Origin of the sequence: Bacillus sp. RC251, from assembly GCF_044908765.1 — a bacterium.
Taxonomy (GTDB): domain Bacteria; phylum Bacillota; class Bacilli; order Bacillales; family Bacillaceae_G; genus Bacillus_A; species Bacillus_A wiedmannii.
This window is the reverse complement of record NZ_JBIYDP010000005.1, coordinates 49,343-70,420: the sequence shown is the minus strand read 5'-3', so window position 1 is coordinate 70,420 and position 21,078 is coordinate 49,343. Positions and strand designations below refer to the sequence as shown.

Genomic DNA, 21,078 nt, shown 5'->3' with positions numbered 1-21,078 from the left:
GTGGGAATTTATTCACATGAACGGGCAGTAAGGCTTCCACCTCAAAATTTAGTTGAGGCAAAGAATTTAGGTGGGAACCTTAATTCCTGTAAAATCTCGATTGGTTTAACTAATAATTAGTAGAGGATGAATGCCCCGCACTGAATAAAGTTTTATTTTATATTCTTGCATGTAATTTTACAAAAACTTAAAAAAGAATGGAAAAAGTAATTCATATAATAAAGAAGTAAAAGAGTTTTCTCATTTTTAATGTGAGAGGGGGAAGCACAGGGAGAATTCTATGTATTCGTATATTTTCTATTGTATATTCCTGTGCGAAAAGGAAATGAAAATTACGATAATAGGTACCGGATACGTTGGATTAATTACAGGAGTAGGATTGGCAATGTTAGGCCATTCAGTCACATGTTTTGATATAAATGATGAGAAAATTGAACGGATAAAGCAAGGAGATCTGCCTATTTATGAAGCGGGTTTATATGAATTAATAAATGATGCACGTGAGAATGATTGTTTAACTTTTACAACAAGTAGAGTAAAAGCATTTTACGATGCAGAATTTATATTTATTGCAGTTGGAACGCCATCTTTATTAGATGGGACAGCGGATTTAACATATATTCGAAGTGCTTGTGACGATATTGGAACATATACGACGAATGACATTATTGTCGTTACGAAAAGTACGGTTCCTGTAGGTACAAATGATGTTATGAGGGGATGGATTGAGGAGAAATTACAAAATAGATATGAATTACATATCGTATCGAATCCGGAATTTTTACGGGAAGGTTCAGGGATTTACGATTTTTTTCAGGGAGATCGTATTGTAATTGGAGCAGATAATGAGGAAGCGGCACGAAAAGTGGAGAATTTGTATAGTGAATTACGCTTAAAAACGTATGTTACAAATATAAAAAGTGCAGAGATGATTAAATATGCATCTAATGCTTTTTTAGCTACGAAAATTAGTTTTATAAATGAAATTTCTAATATATGTGAGCAGGTAGATGCAGATATATTAGATGTAGCTATAGGGATGGGAATGGATAAGAGAATTGGAGCGTCTTTTTTAAATGCGGGCATTGGTTATGGGGGTTCGTGTTTTCCGAAAGATACGAAAGCCCTTGTGCAAATTGCAGGGAATGTTTCTCATGATTTTCGTTTGTTGAAAGCGGTTATTGAAGTGAATAATAAACAACAGTTGTTACTGGTTGAAAAAGCAAAGAAAATAATAGATATGAATAAAAAGCAGATTGCAGTTCTTGGCGCAGCGTTTAAACCGAATACTGACGATATAAGAGAAGCGCCGTCCCTTGTTATAATAGAAGAATTAATTAATATGGATGCAGATGTGATTCTATATGACCCGCAGGCTATTCAAAATGTAAAAGGTGTGTTTGGAGAGACTATACGCTACACCGGATGCATAGATGAAGCGATTAGAGAAGCTGATGCTGTTTTTATTTTAACAGAATGGGAATCAATACGAACTTATCCGTTAGAGAATTATGTAAAGCTTATGAAGGAGCCCATTCTATTTGATGGGAGAAATTGCTATACTAATGAGGATGCCAAGAAGCAGGGATTAGATTATTACTCGATCGGGCGAAAAAGCATCCGTAATAGTAATACTTTTTTTATTAGTTAAAAAATGCGTGTATCTAGGTATGGTGATATATGTAAGGTGGGAAATTGTAACTAGTGAAAGAAAAGAGGTAATAAAATGACTGAACGTTTAAAAGTAATGACAATTTTCGGGACACGTCCAGAAGCAATTAAAATGGCACCTCTTGTGTTAGAGTTGCAAAAACATCCAGAAAAAATTGAGTCGATTGTGACTGTAACAGCGCAACATCGTCAAATGTTAGACCAAGTATTAAGTATCTTTGGAATTACGCCAGATTTCGATTTGAATATTATGAAAGACCGCCAAACTTTAATTGATATTACAACGCGTGGTTTAGAGGGTTTGGATAAAGTAATGAAAGAAGCAAAGCCGGATATTGTACTTGTACATGGTGATACAACGACAACATTTATTGCAAGTTTAGCTGCTTTCTACAATCAAATTCCAGTAGGGCATGTTGAAGCAGGACTTCGTACATGGGATAAATATTCTCCATACCCAGAAGAGATGAATCGCCAATTAACAGGCGTCATGGCAGATCTTCATTTCTCACCTACAACAAAATCAGCAACGAACTTACAGAAAGAAAATAAAGATGAGTCACGCATTTTCATAACAGGAAATACAGCGATTGACGCACTAAAAACGACTGTAAAAGAAACATATAGTCATCCTGTACTAGAGAAACTTGGAAACGATCGTCTTGTACTTATGACAGCTCACCGTCGTGAAAACTTAGGAGAGCCAATGCGTAATATGTTCCGTGCAATTAAACGTCTTGTTGATAAGCATGAAGACGTACAAGTTGTGTATCCGGTTCATATGAACCCAGTTGTTCGTGAGACAGCGAATGATATTTTAGGCGATCATAGCCGCATTCATTTAATTGAGCCGCTAGATGTAATTGATTTCCACAATGTTGCAGCTCGTTCATATTTAATGTTAACTGATTCTGGTGGTGTACAAGAGGAAGCGCCGTCACTTGGTGTACCGGTTCTTGTTCTTCGTGATACAACAGAGCGCCCAGAAGGTATTGAAGCAGGTACATTGAAATTAGCAGGAACAGACGAAGAGACAATCTTTGGTCTTGCTGATGAGTTGTTATCAGATAAAGAAGCTCATGATAAGATGTCAAAAGCATCTAATCCTTACGGTGATGGCCGTGCATCAGAGCGCATTGTAGAAGCAATTTTACAACACTTTAATAAGTAAATAAAAAAGAGCCAAATCATATGTGATTTGGCTCTTTTTGTTATTGCTGATTTCTCATAATCCACTCTGCATGAGCATTCGTAGAAGGAGGTGGTTCAGTTGGTGTTTTGTTCTGATTCTGATTCGTTTCTTTCTTTGCCTTTTCGTCAGAGTTAGAATTTGAAGAATGGTTTGATTCGGTTTTTGTAGTTGGATTTTCTTGAGTGATTGCTGTTTCTCCTAATTCTTTTTTAATTTCGTTACGTACTGTCTCTACACCGATTGGATCTGGAAGGAAGTAATAAATACCACCTATTTTTTTGTCTTCTCCTTCAAGTTTGAACGTTTGCATTGTAGAAGGATCAAATCCAGATAGTTTATTGTAAAGAGCCAGTCCGTCTGAAATAGGAATGTCAGTTTTTATATATTTTCCAACGACTGCTGTTAAATCTTTAATTTTAAATACGGTAGAGGCTGAATTTAGTTTTTGAGCAACAGCGGCTAGTAATTGTCTTTGTCTAGCGGCCCGACCATAATCGCCGTTTGGATCCTGCTTTCGCATACGTACGTATGCGAGTGCTTCTTCCCCATTTAAGTCTTGTTGTCCTTGCTTAAATTCGATTTTTTTGTAGTAATCCACGTCTGAACGCTCCCAAAAATCGAAGGGGACATCAACAGTAACACCGCCAACAGCATCAACAATTCCTTTAAAGCCTTGGAAATCAATTTTAATATAATGGTCTACAGGAACTTTTAGAAAACCTTCGACAGTTTTGATTGCCATTTCTTCTCCGCCGTAAGCGTGCGCAGCGTTAATTTTGTCTTCTTTGTTCTTACCAACAATTGGAACGCGACTATCACGAGGGATACTCATAAGCGAAATCTTTTTAGTTTTAGGATTGACGGTCGCAAACATTAATGAATCTGTACGACCGTTTTGACCGTCCGTTGCATAATCTTCTATACCCATAATGAGGAGTGTAAAAGGCTCCTTTGTAATTTCTACATCTTCGGTTCTCAAGTCCGATTTTTGACGAGTAAAACCACTATACATCCCCATGAGAGAAGAGTAGGAATTTAATATATAAAGTCCTACACCACCAAATAAAAATACGAAAATAAGGAAGTAGAAAAACTTTCTTCTTCGTTTCTTTTTTATTCTGCTATTTTGGAGATGATAATAACGTTCTTCCATATATAATCTCCTTAGTTCATTTGTAGGAAAGTAATTCACTACATTAATCTTTAAAGTTGAGGATGTAGTTATTCTTAGATAACATCTTGTTCTAAGTACAACATATCTCCTTCTGTAATTGTACATTTCCCATTTGTTAACTCAATCATCCAATCTGTGAATGCTTGTTTTCCGTCTTCTTCTACATACGTATCAAATGTGACATTTTCGAGATAATGTATATCTTTAATGGCATATTTCGAATTACGTAATTCATTTTCAATTTTGCCAAGTAATGTGTAATCAATTTCGGTCTGCATAACACGCATTAGTTTTCGCTGAACAACACCGACATGATTAATGCCTTCGCTTGTACATTTTCCATATGCGCGAATTAATCCACCTGCGCCAAGTTTGATGCCACCAAAATAACGTGTAACGACAACGACGGTATCTTTTAAACCGCGTTTTTTTAGTACCTCTAACATAGGTACGCCAGCTGTACCGCTAGGTTCTCCATCATCATTTGCTTTTTGGATTTGATCTTGTTCGCCAATCAAATACGCAGAACAATTATGTGTGGCATTCCAATTCTGTTTTTTTATTTTTTGTATAAATTCTTGAGCTTCTGCTTCGGTTGTAGCTCTGCTAACATAACAAATAAATCTTGATTTTTGAATGACAATTTCGTGCTCACCGTAGTCTTTGATTGTTAAATATTGTAATAACACTCGTATACGCCCCTATCTACCAAAATGACTAGTACTTTACATTTTAAAAGCGAGCGTTTTTATATTCAAACATTTTTTATAAATAAGTTGAAATTTTTGGTGAGTATTTCAACTTTTTGTTGTAATTTGTCGAGATGGTAAGTACTATTTCAAATCGGCATTTTTATGTATGGATGCACCATTTTTAGTTTTCGTGTAAACTTAGGGAATAAAAACTTTTTTATAAGGCAGGTACGCAAATGAAAACAGCTATTGTTACTGATAGTACAGCATATATACCGAAGCATATTCGTGATGAACTCAATATATATATGATTCCATTAAACGTTGTGTTTGGAACGGAATCTTATCAAGAAGAAGCTGAAATTTCAGTAGATGATTTCTATGTAAAAGTACGTGAGCAAGAAGAACTTCCGAAAACTTCTCAGCCAGCAATCGGAAAGTTTGTTGAGTTATTTGAAGAACTATCTAAGGATTATGATGCGGTTATTAGCATTCATCTTTCAAGTGGGATTAGTGGTACATATCAAACGGCAACGACAGCCGGGCAAATGGTAGAGGGTATTGATGTATATACGTACGACTCTGAAATTAGTTGTGAAGTACAAGGATTCTATGTACGTGAAGGGGCAAAATTAGCAAGTGAAGGAAAAGATCCGAAAGAGATCGTTGCCCGTTTTGATGAAATGAAGGAAACGATGGACGCTTATTTTGTAGTGGATGATTTACATCATTTACAACGTGGAGGACGATTAAATAGTGCACAAGCTTTCATTGGTAGTTTGTTACAAGTGAAGCCAGTTTTATATTTTAGAGATAAAATCATTATTCCATTTGAAAAGATTCGTACACGTAAAAAAGCGTTAAAACGAATTGTTGAAATTTTTGATGAGCAAGCAAGTCAAGGTGTACCTATGGAAGCAGTTATCATTCATGCACAACGTGAAGAGGAAGCGAATGAATGGAAGGCAGAATTAGAAGCAAAATATCCCCATGTTACAATCCGCACAGGTTATTTCGGTGCTGTAATTGGTACGCATTTAGGCGAAGGTGCACTAGGACTTGGATGGTATACGAAGTAATAAGATATAAAAAGCTCTCTTTTTGAAGAGGGTTTTTTTACGGATATTTTACGTGTAGTTGACAAGTTAATATTTGGAAATGGTAAAATGTACGTAAAATAAAATAATGAGGAAAGTTTTATAACTTACTTTTTACAAGAAACTATATTATAATAGAAGAGAGGTGAAACATATGGAGCATAATTCTTGTTTATGTCCAAAGTTTGAGTCAGCTTTTACTTTGCTTAGTAAAAAATGGACTGGCTTAATTATTAAATCTTTGCTTGAAGAGTCAAAACGTTTTAGAGAAATCGCAGATATTATACCGAATATGAGCGATCGTATGTTATCAGAGCGTTTAAAGGAATTGGAAAGTGAAGGCATTGTAGTTCGTAATGTTTATCCAGAAGTACCAGTTCGAATCGAGTACGGCTTAACTGAAAAAGGGAAAGCATTAGAAAGTGTTATGGATGAAGTCCAAAATTGGGCTGAGAAATGGATGAAATAACGTTTTGATTTCATTCGTATTAGTGTATTTAACAAAACGTAAGGGAAACCTTGCGTTTTTTCTTTGCTTATAAAATGCTTTTAAAATTCTACACGTATATACAAAAATATGCATATTTTGCGATAGAGTTACATATAATATTACATTTGTTTTACAATAGCGTAACATTAGCAAAAAAAATCCCGAATTATGGTATAAATTTTATAGGTTATATACGGAAAAAGACAAAAGAAAGCGGTGTAAAAAATAAAATGAAAAAGCTAAAAATGGCATCTTGCGCATTAGTTGCAGGGTTAATGTTTTCAGGACTAACACCAAATGTATTTGCAGAAGATAAAATTTCTGACGTGAAATCACAAATTAATACACAAAATGACACTTTACATAAACAACAACAAGAACGTGATGTATTACAAAAGCAAATGAATGACTTAAACAAAACAATTCAAGGTTTGGATAAATCTGTTCAAGAGAATGCTTCAAAACTTGATGAAACAACGAAAAAAGTTGCGGATACTGAGCAATTAATCGAAAATAAAAATAAAGATATTGCAGAACTACAAACGAAAATTGCAAAACGTGAAGAGTTATTAAGAAAACGTTTAGTTGCACTTCAAGAGCAACCAAACACGAACGTTGTAACAGAAGTTCTTGTAAACTCTAAAAACGTTGCAGATTTAGTTGATCGTTTAACTTCTGTTTCTAAAATTCTTGAGTCTGACGAAGATATCATGAAAACACAACAAGAAGACCAAGCGAACGTGAAAAAAGATGTTGAAACGGTAAAAACAAAGCAAAAAGAATTAAAAGAAGCACAAGCTCAAATTGAAACTGCTAAGAAAGAACTTGACGCTGAAAAAGCGAAAAAAGCAACAGCAGTAAACGATTTAAGCGGTAAAATGGACACAGTTGTAACTTCAATGACAAGTACGGAAAGTCAATTGAAAGATCTTGAAAAACAAGCACTGCAATTACAACGTATTGCTGAACAAGAAGCACAAGAGAAAGCGGCACAAGAAGCTGCTGCTCAAAAACAAGCAGAACAAGCTGCTAAAGATGCGCAAGCGCCCACAGCACAAGCACCTGCAGCACAAACTACACCAGCAAACAATGGTGGACAAGCTCAAAAAGAAGAGTCTAAAAAGGAAGAACCTAAAAAAGAAGAGCCTAAGCCAGAAACGAAAAAACCAGAGCCAGCACCAACTCCAAATGCGGGTGGCGTAATTGGTAAAGCACAAGGTTACTTAGGCTTACCATATGTTTGGGGAAGTGCATCTCCATCAAACGGTGGTTTTGACTGTAGTGGATTTATTTCTTACATCTATGGTGTAGGACGTCAAGACGTTGCAGGTTACTGGAATTCAGTTTCTAAAGTAAGTAGCCCACAACCTGGAGATTTAGTATTCTTCCAAGGTACTTATAAACCAGGTCCATCTCACATCGGTATTTACGTTGGGAATGGCCAAATGATTCATGCTGGTGATAAAGGGATTGCTTACGCTAGCTTAAGCAGTAGTTATAACCAAAAACATTTCTTAGGTTACGGAAGATTATAGGATTACAATTCAATAAAAAAACGTGTATAAAGTCGATAGCTTACTATTTTATAAGTAGGTTATCGGCTTTTTTGAGTTTTTACGAGATTATGAGAAAGGTTTATAGTAGTGCTGGAGGTGGTTGCTGATGTTAGCAGGGAAACAGTTACTATTAGAGGAACTCTCTTCAGATTTACGGGATACATTACAAGATTTGAAAAAGAAGCGGAAGGTCGTATGTGTACAAGGTGTAAAAAAGAAAGCTTCTAAATATATGTGTCAGCGCTGCGGAAATATAGAGCAGCGACTATTTGCGTCATTTTTATGTAAAAGGTGCAGTAAAGTATGTACGTATTGCCGGAAGTGTATAACGATGGGGAGGGTAAGTGAATGTGCGGTACTCGTTCGTGGAATCGCTGAAAGAAAAGGAGAAAAAGGTTTAAATTCGTTACAGTGGAATGGGGCCTTGTCTACTGGTCAGGAGTTGGCGGCGCAAGGTGTTATAGAAGCTATTAAAAAGAAAGACTCTTTTTTTATTTGGGCTGTGTGCGGGGCTGGAAAAACTGAAATGCTATTTTACGGTATTGCAGAGGCACTTCAAAAAGGAGAAAGAGTTTGTATCGCAACACCAAGAACAGATGTTGTACTGGAATTAGCACCGAGATTACAAGAAGTGTTTCCACATATAAATGTAGCTGCTTTATACGGAGGGAGTGTAGACCGGGAAAAAGATGCAGCGTTAGTCGTTGCAACGACTCATCAACTGTTACGTTACTATAGAGCGTTTCATGTCATGGTTGTAGATGAGATCGATGCCTTCCCGTATTATGCAGATCAAATGTTACAGTATGCAGTGCAACAAGCGATGAAAGAGAAAGCGGCGCGTATTTATTTAACGGCAACTCCCGATGAAAAGTGGAAACATAATTTCAGAAGTGGTAAACAAAAAGGTATCATTGTCTCTGGACGATACCATCGTCATCCGTTACCAGTTCCTCTATTTTGCTGGTGCGGAAATTGGAAGAAAAGTCTCCACCATAAAAGAATTCCTCGAGTGTTACTACAATGGTTAAAAATGTACGTAAGCAAAAAGTATCCCATTTTTTTATTTGTTCCTCATGTGCGATATATAGAAGAATTGAGCCTGATATTGAAAACGTTGGATCCTAGAATCGATGGTGTACATGCAGAAGATCCGATGAGAAAAGAAAAAGTAGTAGCTTTCAGAAAGGGAGAAATTCCGTTATTAGTTACAACGACAATTTTAGAGAGAGGAGTAACTGTGAAGAATTTACAAGTTGCGGTGTTAGGGGCGGAAGAAGAAATCTTTTCAGAAAGTGCGCTCGTACAAATTGCCGGCCGAGCAGGTCGTAGTTTTGAAGAACCTTATGGCGAGGTCGTTTATTTTCATTGCGGTAAGACAGAGGCGATGGTACGCGCGAAAAGGCATATTCAAAGTATGAACAAAAAGGCGAAAGAACAAGGATTAATCGATTAATGCATTGTCTACTTTGCGATGAGTATATGTTGGAAACAGTTAGTTGGTACACCTTCTTTGTAAAGTCTCACAAAAAATATATATGTGATGGGTGTGAGCGGAAACTTTCCTATATTATAGGAGAGATTTGCATGGAGTGTGGGCGACCTTTAGAGGACTTGCCTTCCGAATATAAAGAAAATGATATTTGTATGGATTGCGTAAGGTGGATAAATGAGGAGAATTATCGTCCTTTTAAAAATCGTTCTTTGCACGTGTACGATGATGAGATGAAAGAAATATTAACACAGTTTAAGTTTCGGGGAGATGCGGAGTTAGTTCATATTTTTCATCGATCGTTTCGAGAGCTATTTCAAAAGTATTTTACGAGCGTTTCAAGTGTTATTGCTGTTCCGCTTAGTAGGGAACGGGAATATGAACGTGGTTTTAATCAGGCAGAGTTATTAGCAGCATGTTTACCTGTCAAAATTTCTTATCCCTCATTAAGAAGAAGGGAAACAGAAAAGCAAAGTAAGAAGACACGTAAAGAAAGGCTTTCGGGAAGTAATCCTTTTTATTTTCAGGGAGAAGATATGTTTCATGATCAACATATCTTACTCGTTGATGATGTATATACGACAGGAATTACAGTTAGACAAATTGGAAGTCTTTTATACGATAGAGGAGCAAGGGAAGTTTCTAGTTTGACGCTTTGTAGAAGTTGATCTGTAACTGTCGAAAGGGATAATAAAAAGACGATAAGTCTTCTTTGACTTCGTAAGTTGTCATTCGTTATAGTCAAAGTATGGGGCGAATGCCCTGATTTTTAGAGTGAAGGGAATGGAATGAACATGCAAGGAAGAGTGAAATGGTTCAATGCAGAAAAGGGATTTGGGTTTATTGAGCGTGAAGATGGTGATGATGTATTTGTTCATTTTTCTGCTATTCAACAAGATGGATATAAGTCATTAGAAGAAGGGCAACAAGTTGAGTTTGACATTGTAGATGGAGCACGTGGATCACAAGCAGCTAATGTTGTAAAACTGTAGGAATATTGTTTTTGGGAAGAGAGAGCTGCGTTTGTGGCAACGTTATATATATGGTAGAACCTCTTGTTTTTTGCAAGGGGTTTTTGTTATGAATCAAGTTGTCAAAAAGTTGTTTCTTTTCTGTAACGAATTGTCCACAGTTATATTCGTTATTCACGATGTTAATAGGGTAAAATAAAGATAGAAACGATGCATCTTTTCATTTCAACAAAAAACGATAAAAAAATCGCAATTCCACTAATTTTTTTAAAAAAGTTAGAAGGAGTTTTTAAGCCAATGTCGAAATTATAGTACATAGGCTTGAAAGGAGGAATTCATCTATGAAATTCAACATTCGTGGTGAAAATATTGAAGTAACTCCAGCATTAAAGGAATATGTAGAGAAAAAACTAAGTAAGTTAGAGCGTTATTTTGATACATTCCCAGAGATTAAAGTTAATTTAAAAGTATACTCTGACAAGCAACGTGTCGAGGTAACAATTCCATTTACTGATTTATTACTTCGTGCAGAAGAAACTAATAGCGATATGTACGCTGCTATCGATTTAGTAGTTGATAAACTTGAGCGACAAATTCGTAAACATAAAACAAAGGTAAATCGTAAGTTACGTGAGAAAGGTTCTATGAAAACGAACTTTATCCTTCCAGAAGCAGTAGCTGTTCTGGATGCGGTAGAAGAGGATGAATTAGAACTTGTACGTACAAAACGATTTGATTTAAAACCGATGGACGTTGAAGAAGCGATCCTACAAATGGATATGCTAGGACATAATTTCTTCGTCTTCACAAATGCTGATACAAATGAAACTAATGTTGTATACGGCCGTAAAGATGGGAAATATGGTTTAATTGAAACTAAATAATAATTCAAAAGCGCAGCCGAAATGGCTGCGCTTTTTTTGCTGAAAATAGATTTTTTTAAAAATTTTTCTTAATTTAGAACGAGACATTCGGCCGATTGTTGTCATAGTTATAAGACAAGTGTTACAATTATCATTAGGTATATACATTTTAGTTTTTTTAATTAGGAGAAAAATTGGCATAACATACATTTGATTTTTATAACGACTGATTGTAATAGAAAAAGAAAAAACAATCGGAAGTTTTATTTTAATAAAAAAGAGGAGCGTATTTCCTATGATCGGTATTTTAAAAAAGGTATTTGATGTAAATCAACGCCAAATTAAACGTATGCAGAAGACAGTTGAGCAAATTGATGCATTAGAATCATCTATTAAGCCACTAACAGATGAGCAATTAAAAGGAAAGACGCTTGAATTTAAAGAACGTTTAACAAAAGGTGAGACAGTAGATGATCTACTTCCTGAAGCTTTTGCAGTTGTTCGCGAAGCTGCGACTCGTGTTCTTGGAATGCGTCCGTATGGCGTGCAGTTAATGGGTGGTATTGCCTTACATGAAGGGAATATCTCTGAGATGAAAACGGGTGAAGGTAAAACGTTAACATCTACATTACCTGTATATTTAAATGCTTTAACAGGAAAAGGTGTTCACGTTGTTACAGTCAATGAATACTTAGCACAACGTGATGCGAGCGAAATGGGACAACTTCATGAGTTCCTAGGCTTAACAGTAGGAATTAACTTAAACAGCATGTCACGCGAAGAGAAACAAGAGGCTTATGCTGCTGATATTACGTATAGCACAAATAATGAGCTTGGATTCGATTACTTACGTGACAACATGGTTTTATATAGAGAACAGTGCGTTCAGCGTCCACTTCATTTTGCTATTATCGATGAAGTTGATTCTATTTTAGTCGATGAAGCACGTACACCGCTTATTATTTCGGGACAAGCTCAAAAATCAACAGAGTTATACATGTTTGCAAATGCATTCGTTCGTACATTAGAAAATGAAAAAGAGTATTCATTTGATGTGAAAACGAAAAATGTAATGTTAACTGAAGATGGTATTACGAAAGCAGAGAAAGCTTTCCATATTGAAAACTTATTCGATTTAAAACATGTCGCACTTCTTCACCATATTAATCAGGCACTTCGTGCACACGTTGTCATGCACCTTGATACAGATTATGTTGTACAAGAAGGCGAAATCGTAATTGTAGACCAATTCACTGGTCGTCTTATGAAAGGTCGTCGTTATAGCGAAGGTTTGCACCAAGCTATTGAAGCAAAAGAAGGCGTAGAAATTCAAAATGAAAGTATGACACTCGCAACAATTACGTTCCAGAACTATTTCCGTATGTATGAAAAGTTATCTGGTATGACTGGTACAGCGAAAACGGAAGAAGAAGAATTCCGTAGTATTTACAATATGAATGTTATCGTAATTCCAACGAACAAAGATATTATTCGTGATGACCGTGCTGATTTAATCTTCAAATCAATGGAAGGCAAATTCAATGCAGTTGTTGAGGATATTGTAAATCGTCATAAACAAGGGCAACCTATTCTTGTTGGTACAGTTGCAATTGAAACGTCAGAGCTTATTTCAAAAATGTTAACACGTAAAGGTGTACGCCATAACATTTTAAACGCGAAAAACCATGCGCGTGAAGCAGATATCATTGCAGAAGCTGGTATGAAAGGTGCTGTAACGATTGCGACGAATATGGCTGGTCGTGGTACGGATATTAAGCTTGGAGACGATATTAAAAACGTTGGTCTAGCAGTTATCGGTACAGAGCGTCACGAAAGCCGTCGTATTGATAATCAGTTACGTGGTCGTGCTGGTCGTCAAGGGGACCCTGGTGTAACGCAGTTCTACTTGTCTATGGAAGATGAACTAATGCGCCGATTCGGTTCTGACAATATGAAAGCGATGATGGATCGTCTTGGTATGGATGATTCACAGCCGATTGAAAGTAAAATGGTTTCTCGTGCGGTAGAATCTGCACAAAAACGTGTAGAAGGAAATAACTATGATGCACGTAAGCAGTTACTGCAGTACGATGATGTACTTCGTCAGCAACGTGAAGTTATTTACAAACAGCGTCAAGAAGTAATGGATTCTGAGAACTTACGCAGTATTATTGAAGGTATGATGAAATCTACAGTAGAACGTGCTGTTGCGCTTCATACACAAGAGGAAATTGAAGAAGATTGGAACATTAAAGGTCTTGTTGACTACTTAAATGCCAACCTTCTGCAAGAAGGCGATATAAAAGAAGAAGAGTTACGTCGTCTTGCTCCAGAGGAAATGAGCGAGCCAATTATCGCGAAATTAATAGAGCGTTACAACGACAAAGAAAAGCTTCTGCCAGAAGAGCAAATGCGTGAGTTTGAAAAAGTTGTTGTATTCCGTGTAGTAGATACGAAATGGACAGAGCATATTGATGCGATGGATCATCTTCGTGAAGGTATTCATTTACGTGCTTACGGTCAAATTGATCCACTTCGTGAGTATCAAATGGAAGGATTCGCAATGTTCGAGTCAATGATTGCTTCTATTGAAGAGGAAATTTCTCGTTACATTATGAAAGCTGAAATTGAACAAAACTTAGAGCGTCAAGAAGTTGTTCAAGGTGAAGCTGTTCATCCATCTAGCGATGGCGAAGAAGCGAAGAAAAAACCAGTTGTAAAAGGTGACCAAGTAGGCCGCAACGATTTATGTAAATGTGGTAGCGGTAAAAAATATAAAAACTGCTGTGGTATCGGGAAGTAATACAGGGCGGTAGCCCAGATTACTTTGCAAAATTTTACATTAAAAATGTATAATTAAGAAAGATTAAACTCTCTCCGTCATAAGTGGAGAGAGTTTCCCTTGTTTTCATAAGAAAGTAACAGCAATTACATAGAGGTGAAGGAAATGGAATTAGTAGAAATTAGACAAGAATTAGAGAAAATGGCTAAGCGATTAGCGGCTTTTAGGGGGTCTCTTTGACCTTCCTACTAAGGAGAAACAAATTGCAGATTTAGAAGAGACAATGATGGGTGCAGGATTTTGGGATGACCAACAAGGCGCACAAGCTGTAATTAACGAAGCTAATGCACTGAAAGAGATGGTTGGAAAGTTCCGTCAGTTAGATGAGACGTTTGAAAATTTAGAAATCACGCATGAGCTTTTAAAAGAAGAGTATGATGAAGATTTACATGAGGAGCTTGAATCAGAAGTGAAGGGTTTAATTCAAGAAATGAATGAGTATGAGCTTCAGTTACTACTAAGCGATCCTTATGATAAAAATAACGCTATTTTAGAATTACACCCAGGTGCTGGTGGAACAGAGTCACAAGACTGGGGTTCTATGTTATTACGTATGTACACACGTTGGGCTGAAAAACGTGGGTTTAAAGTAGAAACGGTTGACTACTTACCAGGTGATGAAGCAGGTATTAAGAGTGTTACTTTATTAATTAAAGGTCATAACGCTTACGGTTATTTAAAGGCAGAGAAAGGTGTACACCGTCTTGTACGTATTTCGCCATTCGATTCTTCAGGCCGTCGTCATACATCGTTTGTATCTTGTGAAGTTGTACCTGAGTTCAATGATGAAGTTGAAATCGAAATACGTTCAGAAGACTTAAAAGTTGATACGTACCGTGCAAGTGGTGCAGGTGGACAGCATATTAATACGACAGACTCAGCAGTTCGTATTACACATACACCAACAAACACAGTTGTAACATGTCAGTCAGAGCGTTCACAAATTAAAAACCGTGAGCACGCGATGAAAATGTTAAAAGCGAAATTATACCAAAAGAAATTAGAAGAGCAACAAGCGGAGTTAGATGAAATTCGCGGTGAACAAAAAGAAATCGGATGGGGTAGCCAAATTCGTTCTTACGTATTCCACCCGTATTCTCTTGTGAAAGACCACCGTACAAATACAGAGGTTGGTAACGTACAAGCAGTTATGGATGGAGAAATTGATCCATTTATTGATGCTTACTTACGTTCTCGCATCTAATAAGCGAAAAAAAGCCAACAAAGTTGTCGGCGTATGCTGAGGATAATCGAGGATATAAAGAATTTGATTTTATTTCTATAGATGAAATAAAGAGGAAGAGAAGTTGGAAACGACAACTTCTCTTTTTGATGAGATTATATGTAGCATACAATGTTGTATATTGTATTGTAAAAAGTAGAGAATAGTAAAACAGAGCGGCAATAGAGTAAGACTTGAACAGAACTTTTCTGATTTTCTGTTCAACAAGAATTCTTTATAGAAGTTTTTACGTTGTTCACAGAATTGAAACAAATTATGAAAGCTTTATATTACCAGGGTTCTTACTGTATTTTTGAAAAATATGAAATATACCTTAGTTTTTCTATATAAAGATAATGCTTATAATGAAAATGAGTGTGTTAGGAATGAAAAGAATATCAACAATGGGGAGCGATAGAAGTGAAAAAGAAATTGTTGGCTATTGCGTTAGGAACATCAGTCGTTTTTGCTTTAGGAGCATGTGGAAATAAAGAAGAGAGTAAGCCTTCGAAACAATCTGCAAGCACAGATAGCGCAGAGCAAATTTACCAAAAAAGTTGTATAGGTTGTCATGCGAAAGATTTATCGGGAGCAACTGGACCGGATTTACGAAAAGTGGGACAGAAATATGATGCAGCAGAGATTGAAAAGATTATTGAAAAAGGTCGCGGTTCCATGTCACCAGGAATCATTCAAGGTGAGGATGCGAAAAAAGTAGCTGAGTGGTTAGCTGAACATAAATAAAAAAGGTAAAGTGGACGAGTTGGTTATATAATCTTATTCCAAAATGATTTTGGGTAAGAACTATGACGACTCGTTTCCTTTTTTTTTGAGTGTAACATAACTGTAACAAAAATGTATCCGAACTGGAAACCGTTTGATGTTACAATGGGGTTTGTAGAATTTTGCTGAAATATATTACATAGAGTAGCGCTGCTAATAAAAAGCATGAATAGAAGCTACCTTCAACAAGAATGGTTAAGTGAGAATAAAGTTTTTATTTTCAGATGTACAGAAAAGTATTTCGAAAAAAATCATTAAGTATTGGGTGATAAATAATGATAAAAATGACGAATGTTTATAAGGAGTACCCGAATGGTATGAAAGCCATTGCTGGTCTCACAGTTAACATTAAACAAGGTGAGTTTGTATACGTAGTTGGACCGAGTGGAGCCGGGAAATCTACATTTATTAAAATGATGTATCGTGAAGAGAAGCCATCTACAGGATCAATTAATGTAAATGGACTTGTTATTGAAACATTAGCAGAAAGAGATGTTCCATATTTCCGTCGTCAATTAGGCGTAATTTTCCAAGATTTTAAATTACTACCTAAGTTAACGGTATATGAGAATGTTGCGTTTGCCTTAGAAGTAATTGAAGAAGAAAAAGAAGCCATTCGTGAGCGTGTAACAGAAGTTTTAGGTCTTGTCGGTCTTGAGGATCGTGCAGACGCACTACCAAGTGAACTTTCGGGTGGAGAGCAGCAACGTGTTGCGATTGCGAGAGCAATTGTTAATAGACCAAAGGTTGTAATTGCCGATGAGCCAACAGGTAACTTAGATATTGAAACAGCTCTTGATATTATGAAGATTTTTACGCGTATTAACGAGCGTGGTACAACGATTGTTATGGCGACACATAACTCAGATATCGTAAATACAATTCGTCATCGTGTAATCGCGATTGAAGGCGGAAAAATTGTTCGAGATGAGATTGAGGGAGGATACGGATATGAAGGCTAAGACCCTTAGTCGACATTTGCGAGAAGGTGTAAAGAATCTATCACGTAACGGATGGATGACATTTGCTTCTGTTAGTGCAGTAACAGTTACATTATTACTTGTAGGTGTCTTTTTAACAGCGATTATGAATATGAACCATTTTGCGACGAAAGTAGAGCAAGATGTAGAAATTCGTGTACACATTGATCCAGCAGCAAAAGAAGCTGATCAAAAGAAATTAGAAGATGATATGAGTAAGATTGCAAAAGTAGAATCTATTAAATATTCTTCTAAAGAAGAAGAGCTAAAACGCTTAATTAAAAGCTTAGGTGATAGCGGAAAAACGTTTGAGTTATTTGAACAAGATAACCCACTTAAAAACGTATTCATTGTAAAAGCAAAAGAACCAACAGATACAGCGACAATCGCGAAAAAGATTGAGAAAATGCAGTTTGTAAGTAATGTTCAATACGGTAAAGGTCAAGTTGAAAAATTATTTGATACTGTAAAAACAGGACGTAATATCGGGATTGCGTTAATTGCAGGTCTTTTATTCACAGCGATGTTCTTAATCTCTAATACAATTAAAATTACAATTTATGCTCGTAGTACAGAAATCGAAATTATGAAACTGGTAGGTGCAACAAACTGGTTTATTCGTTGGCCGTTCTTATTAGAGGGATTATTCCTAGGAGTATTAGGATCAATTATTCCAATTGGCTTAATTCTAGTTACGTATAATTCACTACAAAGTGTGTTTAACGAAAAACTTGGCGGAACAATTTTCGAACTTCTACCATACAGTCCTTTCGTATTCCAATTAGCTGGTTTACTAGTGTTAATCGGGGCTTTAATCGGTATGTGGGGAAGTGTAATGTCAATTCGTCGCTTCTTAAAAGTATAAAAAGTTGCAAACATAATTCGTACAAGCTTATCATATAGTAGAAATAGGTAAAGGCATCACACACTGTGTGATGCCTTTTGCTACACCACCTGTGTGTTTTGGAAAGGGGAATTCCGCATTGAAACGTAGAGTTGCAATTATTGGAATGGTTGTTGCATTTTTAATTGGTGCTGGCGGAATGTTTGCAGGTATGTCTTTATTTGGGGTTAACCCAGCAGAAGTAACGCAAACGATTTCGAGTGGAAACGCTAGCACCTCACAAGGGAATTTGGCAAAAATTAATGAGGCGTATGCACTAATTGATTCACGTTATGTGGAAGACGTGAAGGATGACAAGTTAGTCGAAGGTGCAATACAAGGCATGTTGTCTACGCTGAAGGACCCTTATTCCACGTATATGGATAAAGAAACGGCTAAACAGTTTAGTGAATCACTTGATCCTGAGCTAGAGGGGATCGGGGCTGAGGTGAACAAAACGGACGGTAAGCTTATTATCGTATCTCCAATTAAAGGCTCACCGGCAGAAAAGATTGGAATTAAACCGAATGACCAAATTTTATCTGTAGATGGAAATAGTGTGAAAGATTTATCACGTGAAGAAGCAGTATTAAAGATTCGTGGTAAAAAAGGAACGACTGTCGCGATTGAAATTAAGCGTGCAGGAGTAGCTGATCCGATTGTATTTAAAATTAAGCGTGAAAAAATTCCAATCTTCACGGTGTTTAGTTCTGTGAAACAAGAGAGCGGAAAAGATATCGGTTATATGCAAATCACTTCTTTTGCTGAAAATACAGCGAAAGAATTTAAGGATCAGTTAAAAGAGTTAGAGAAGAAAAACATAAAAGGCTTAGTTATTGACGTGCGTGGTAATCCTGGTGGCTACTTAAATAGTGTAGAAGAGATACTAGGGGAAATTATGACGGATAAAAAGCCGATGCTACAAGTAGAGCAACGAAATGGTGAGAAAAAGAAATTCTCTACGGAACTGAAAGAGAAAAAGCCATATCCAATTTCAGTATTAATTGATAACGGAAGTGCTTCTGCTTCAGAGATTTTAGCGGGTGCGCTCAAAGAGGGAGAAGGATACGATTTAATTGGTGAAAAAACGTTTGGTAAAGGTACTGTTCAGCAAGCCGTTCCATTTAAAGATGGCAGCAACATTAAATTAACGATGTTTAAATGGTTAACACCGGATGGAAACTGGATTCATAAAAAAGGAATCGTGCCAACAGTAGAAGTGAAGCAACCAGATTATTATCATGCGACACCAATTCAAATTGAAAAAACACTTTCATACAATTCAAATGATGTGCAAGTAAAACACGCGCAAGAAATGCTTAAGAGTTTAGGATATGTACCGGGGCGTGAAGATGGATACTTTAGTAAAGAGACAGAATCAGCGCTGAAAGCATTCCAAAATGCGAATGAGATGGAAGCGACAGGACAGCTGGATAAAAAGACAGCTGAGGCGATTCAAACTAAAATTATTGAAAAAATCCGTTCTGGAGAAAATGATCTACAATTACAGTCCGCATTAAAATTAATAGTGAAATAAAGTGAAACTTTAATCAGTGGGGGTTTGCTTCATCCCAACTGATTATTAGTTGAACCAATCGGACTTTTATGGGCAGTGGATCCCCCACCTAAATTCTTTGCTTTCGCTAAATTTTGAGGTGGGGGTCCTACTGCCCATTAAAGCGGGATAAAAAGAAATACAGGCAGTTTGCTGCCTGTATTTTTTTGTGTTAAACAAACGTTTGTCCAGTTATGATAATATAAAAAGAAAGAATGATATAAATGGTGGTGAATGGATTCGTGGAGGCATGGATTTTTGAAATAATGCGGGCGGTTGGACGTTTTTTCTTACACCCTGCTGTCTATGTATTTTTAATAAGTAGTATCTTCGTTGGATACTTACGTATGTTACGAGAACGAAAGGATTTTTCCTTTAAAGTTTATGATATTTGGTTTGAACTGCGAACATCTCTATTTGCGGGAGTTGGATACGGATTAATCGTATCTATTATTACAATTGGACTTGGCCTTGTCATTTCCAAAGCGAGCTTATGGGTCATCTTACTTTGGACGTTATTATTTGGATTAACTGCTATGTATCGATATTTATCAGCAGCTTATACATTTAGTATCGCGATTGTATGTGTTCTATTATCTTCTAAGCTACCAGTTTCCTTCTTACAGCTTGGAGAAGGGGAAGAGAGTACGATTGTATCTCTTGCTATTTTACTAGGCGTCATGCTTGTTGTAGAGGGCTTGTTGATTTCTAAAAATGCAGTAGGATATTCTACGCCGAAGGTTAGGAAGGGTAAGCGTGGGCTAAAGATTGGTTTACACGAATCAAAGCGTTTATGGGTTGTGCCTATTTTTATTCTTGTACCAGGTGATGCAGTAACGCAGTTTATTTCATGGTGGCCTGTCGTTTCAATTGGTTCACATACATATTCTTTATTCCTCGTTCCATTTTTAATTGGATTTATGAGAAGGATTAGAAGTTATGAACCGACGGAAGCTTTATTATTTACAGGAAGACGTGTATACGGATTAGCAGGACTTGTGCTAGTTTTAGGAATCGCAAGTTATTGGTGGCATGTACTTGCAATTATTGCGATGGGCGTTGCGATGCTTGGACGTTTCACAATTTCCATGCAAGAGAAAATTGCGGATGAAACAAGACCAGCGTACTTCGCTGCACGTAATGATGGACTCGTTGTATTAGATACAATCCCGAATACAATTGGGGCAGAGCTGAATTTACTACCTGGAGAAATGATTACGAAAGTAAATGGAGTCATTCCAAGAAGCACAGAAGAGTTTTATGATGCACTTCAAACGAAGACGACAGGAGCATTTTGTAAATTAGAAGTATTAGATACAAACGGAGAGCTTCGCCTTGCTCAAACGGCGTTATACGCCGGAGGACATCACGAATTAGGTATTGTATTTGTTCAGCAGGAGCATGAGTGGGATTCGGAAGCTATGTAATAGAAGTGGGGTGTCACCAATAGGTGATACCCTTTTTGTATTGGATGAGGGCAGTAGAGTAGTAAACGAAATTTATATCGGCGATTATTGGGAGATATCAGCGTAACTTGAATTATATCGGCGATTATCGGGATATATCAGCGCAACTCGAATTATATCAGCGATTATTCAAATATATCGACTTTCCG

General features: G+C 36.7%; 18 protein-coding genes. 16 read left to right on the top strand and 2 right to left on the bottom strand.

The annotated features are described in order from the left end of the window. Positions 1-280: 280 nt before the first annotated feature. A complete protein-coding gene (locus ABH961_RS18240) occupies positions 281-1,651 on the top strand; it encodes a UDP-glucose dehydrogenase family protein (protein WP_098123591.1) in 1,371 nt (456 codons plus the stop codon). Between the two features lie 75 nt (positions 1,652-1,726). Further along, positions 1,727-2,842 carry a non-hydrolyzing UDP-N-acetylglucosamine 2-epimerase gene (gene wecB, locus ABH961_RS18235; RefSeq protein ID WP_000140139.1) on the top strand — a complete coding sequence of 372 codons (1,116 nt, stop codon included), beginning with the start codon at positions 1,727-1,729 and terminating at the stop codon, positions 2,840-2,842. 40 nt (positions 2,843-2,882) lie between these two features. Here the strand turns inward: wecB and ABH961_RS18230 are convergent, their stop codons facing one another. After that, positions 2,883-4,016: an LCP family protein gene (locus tag ABH961_RS18230; RefSeq protein ID WP_404519748.1), complete on the bottom strand. Its 1,134-nt coding sequence runs from the start codon at positions 4,014-4,016 to the stop codon at positions 2,883-2,885. Between the two features lie 74 nt (positions 4,017-4,090). Next, complete coding sequence (locus ABH961_RS18225; protein WP_000926678.1) at positions 4,091-4,726, bottom strand: YigZ family protein; 636 nt, start codon at positions 4,724-4,726, stop codon at positions 4,091-4,093. 239 nt (positions 4,727-4,965) lie between these two features. Here ABH961_RS18225 and ABH961_RS18220 point away from each other — a divergent pair, with 239 nt between their 5' ends. From ABH961_RS18220 to ABH961_RS18155, 14 genes are all read left to right on the top strand, one after another. Next, complete coding sequence (locus ABH961_RS18220) at positions 4,966-5,808, top strand: DegV family protein (RefSeq protein ID WP_048542527.1); 843 nt, start codon at positions 4,966-4,968, stop codon at positions 5,806-5,808. Positions 5,809-5,980: 172 nt separating this feature from the next. Beyond that, positions 5,981-6,295, top strand: a complete 315-nt coding sequence (locus ABH961_RS18215) for a winged helix-turn-helix transcriptional regulator (protein ID WP_000400858.1) — start codon at positions 5,981-5,983, stop codon at positions 6,293-6,295. 146 nt (positions 6,296-6,441) lie between these two features. After that, a complete protein-coding gene (locus ABH961_RS18210) occupies positions 6,442-7,851 on the top strand; it encodes a C40 family peptidase (RefSeq protein WP_098047356.1) in 1,410 nt (469 codons plus the stop codon). 127 nt (positions 7,852-7,978) lie between these two features. After that, positions 7,979-9,328 (top strand): ATP-dependent helicase ComFA, encoded by a 1,350-nt coding sequence (gene comFA, locus ABH961_RS18205; RefSeq protein ID WP_098080565.1) that lies wholly within the window; start codon positions 7,979-7,981, stop codon positions 9,326-9,328. After that, entirely contained in the window at positions 9,328-10,032 is a 705-nt protein-coding gene (locus ABH961_RS18200) for a ComFC family protein (RefSeq protein ID WP_404519745.1), read from the top strand. The genes comFA and ABH961_RS18200 overlap by 1 nt, the downstream gene beginning before the upstream one ends. 126 nt (positions 10,033-10,158) lie before the next feature. After that, positions 10,159-10,356 carry a cold shock protein CspC gene (gene cspC / locus ABH961_RS18195; RefSeq protein ID WP_033718063.1) on the top strand — a complete coding sequence of 66 codons (198 nt, stop codon included), beginning with the start codon at positions 10,159-10,161 and terminating at the stop codon, positions 10,354-10,356. Between the two features lie 320 nt (positions 10,357-10,676). Further along, positions 10,677-11,219 carry a ribosome hibernation-promoting factor, HPF/YfiA family gene (hpf, locus tag ABH961_RS18190; RefSeq protein WP_000671189.1) on the top strand — a complete coding sequence of 181 codons (543 nt, stop codon included), beginning with the start codon at positions 10,677-10,679 and terminating at the stop codon, positions 11,217-11,219. Between the two features lie 274 nt (positions 11,220-11,493). Continuing rightward, positions 11,494-14,001, top strand: coding sequence for a preprotein translocase subunit SecA (gene secA, locus ABH961_RS18185; protein WP_048542521.1), 2,508 nt, complete (start codon positions 11,494-11,496; stop codon positions 13,999-14,001). Positions 14,002-14,145: 144 nt separating this feature from the next. Further along, positions 14,146-15,244, top strand: a protein-coding gene (gene prfB, locus ABH961_RS18180; RefSeq protein WP_097908205.1) for a peptide chain release factor 2 whose coding sequence is annotated in 2 segments (ribosomal slippage) — positions 14,146-14,217 and positions 14,219-15,244 — 1,098 coding nt in all. Because the reading frame shifts where the segments join, the coding sequence is not laid out codon by codon here. A gap of 438 nt (positions 15,245-15,682) precedes the next feature. Beyond that, positions 15,683-16,006 (top strand): cytochrome c551, encoded by a 324-nt coding sequence (gene cccB, locus ABH961_RS18175; protein WP_000727965.1) that lies wholly within the window; start codon positions 15,683-15,685, stop codon positions 16,004-16,006. Positions 16,007-16,320: 314 nt separating this feature from the next. Next, positions 16,321-17,007 carry a cell division ATP-binding protein FtsE gene (gene ftsE / locus ABH961_RS18170; protein WP_000594325.1) on the top strand — a complete coding sequence of 229 codons (687 nt, stop codon included), beginning with the start codon at positions 16,321-16,323 and terminating at the stop codon, positions 17,005-17,007. Then, the gene (gene ftsX / locus ABH961_RS18165) at positions 16,997-17,890 is read left to right on the top strand and encodes a permease-like cell division protein FtsX (protein ID WP_000645020.1); all 894 of its coding nucleotides are present in this window, start codon (positions 16,997-16,999) and stop codon (positions 17,888-17,890) included. Before ftsE ends, ftsX begins: the two co-directional genes overlap by 11 nt. A 118-nt stretch (positions 17,891-18,008) precedes the next feature. After that, positions 18,009-19,445, top strand: a complete 1,437-nt coding sequence (locus ABH961_RS18160; RefSeq protein ID WP_098133486.1) for a S41 family peptidase — start codon at positions 18,009-18,011, stop codon at positions 19,443-19,445. Between the two features lie 260 nt (positions 19,446-19,705). Beyond that, a complete protein-coding gene (locus ABH961_RS18155; RefSeq protein ID WP_141520011.1) occupies positions 19,706-20,890 on the top strand; it encodes a PDZ domain-containing protein in 1,185 nt (394 codons plus the stop codon). Positions 20,891-21,078 lie beyond the last annotated feature (188 nt).

Excerpts from the sequence above, each read along its gene's own strand:
- ABH961_RS18240 (WP_098123591.1), top strand. The coding sequence starts at position 281 with ATGTATTCGTATATTTTCTATTGTATATTCCTGTGCGAAAAGGAAATG.
- wecB (WP_000140139.1), top strand. The coding sequence starts at position 1,727 with ATGACTGAACGTTTAAAAGTAATGACAATTTTCGGGACACGTCCAGAA.
- ABH961_RS18230 (WP_404519748.1), bottom strand. The coding sequence starts at position 4,016 with ATGGAAGAACGTTATTATCATCTCCAAAATAGCAGAATAAAAAAGAAA.
- ABH961_RS18220 (WP_048542527.1), top strand. The coding sequence starts at position 4,966 with ATGAAAACAGCTATTGTTACTGATAGTACAGCATATATACCGAAGCAT.
- ABH961_RS18215 (WP_000400858.1), top strand. The coding sequence starts at position 5,981 with ATGGAGCATAATTCTTGTTTATGTCCAAAGTTTGAGTCAGCTTTTACT.
- comFA (WP_098080565.1), top strand. The coding sequence starts at position 7,979 with ATGTTAGCAGGGAAACAGTTACTATTAGAGGAACTCTCTTCAGATTTA.
- ABH961_RS18200 (WP_404519745.1), top strand. The coding sequence starts at position 9,328 with ATGCATTGTCTACTTTGCGATGAGTATATGTTGGAAACAGTTAGTTGG.
- cspC (WP_033718063.1), top strand. The coding sequence starts at position 10,159 with ATGCAAGGAAGAGTGAAATGGTTCAATGCAGAAAAGGGATTTGGGTTT.
- hpf (WP_000671189.1), top strand. The coding sequence starts at position 10,677 with ATGAAATTCAACATTCGTGGTGAAAATATTGAAGTAACTCCAGCATTA.
- secA (WP_048542521.1), top strand. The coding sequence starts at position 11,494 with ATGATCGGTATTTTAAAAAAGGTATTTGATGTAAATCAACGCCAAATT.
- ftsE (WP_000594325.1), top strand. The coding sequence starts at position 16,321 with ATGATAAAAATGACGAATGTTTATAAGGAGTACCCGAATGGTATGAAA.
- ftsX (WP_000645020.1), top strand. The coding sequence starts at position 16,997 with ATGAAGGCTAAGACCCTTAGTCGACATTTGCGAGAAGGTGTAAAGAAT.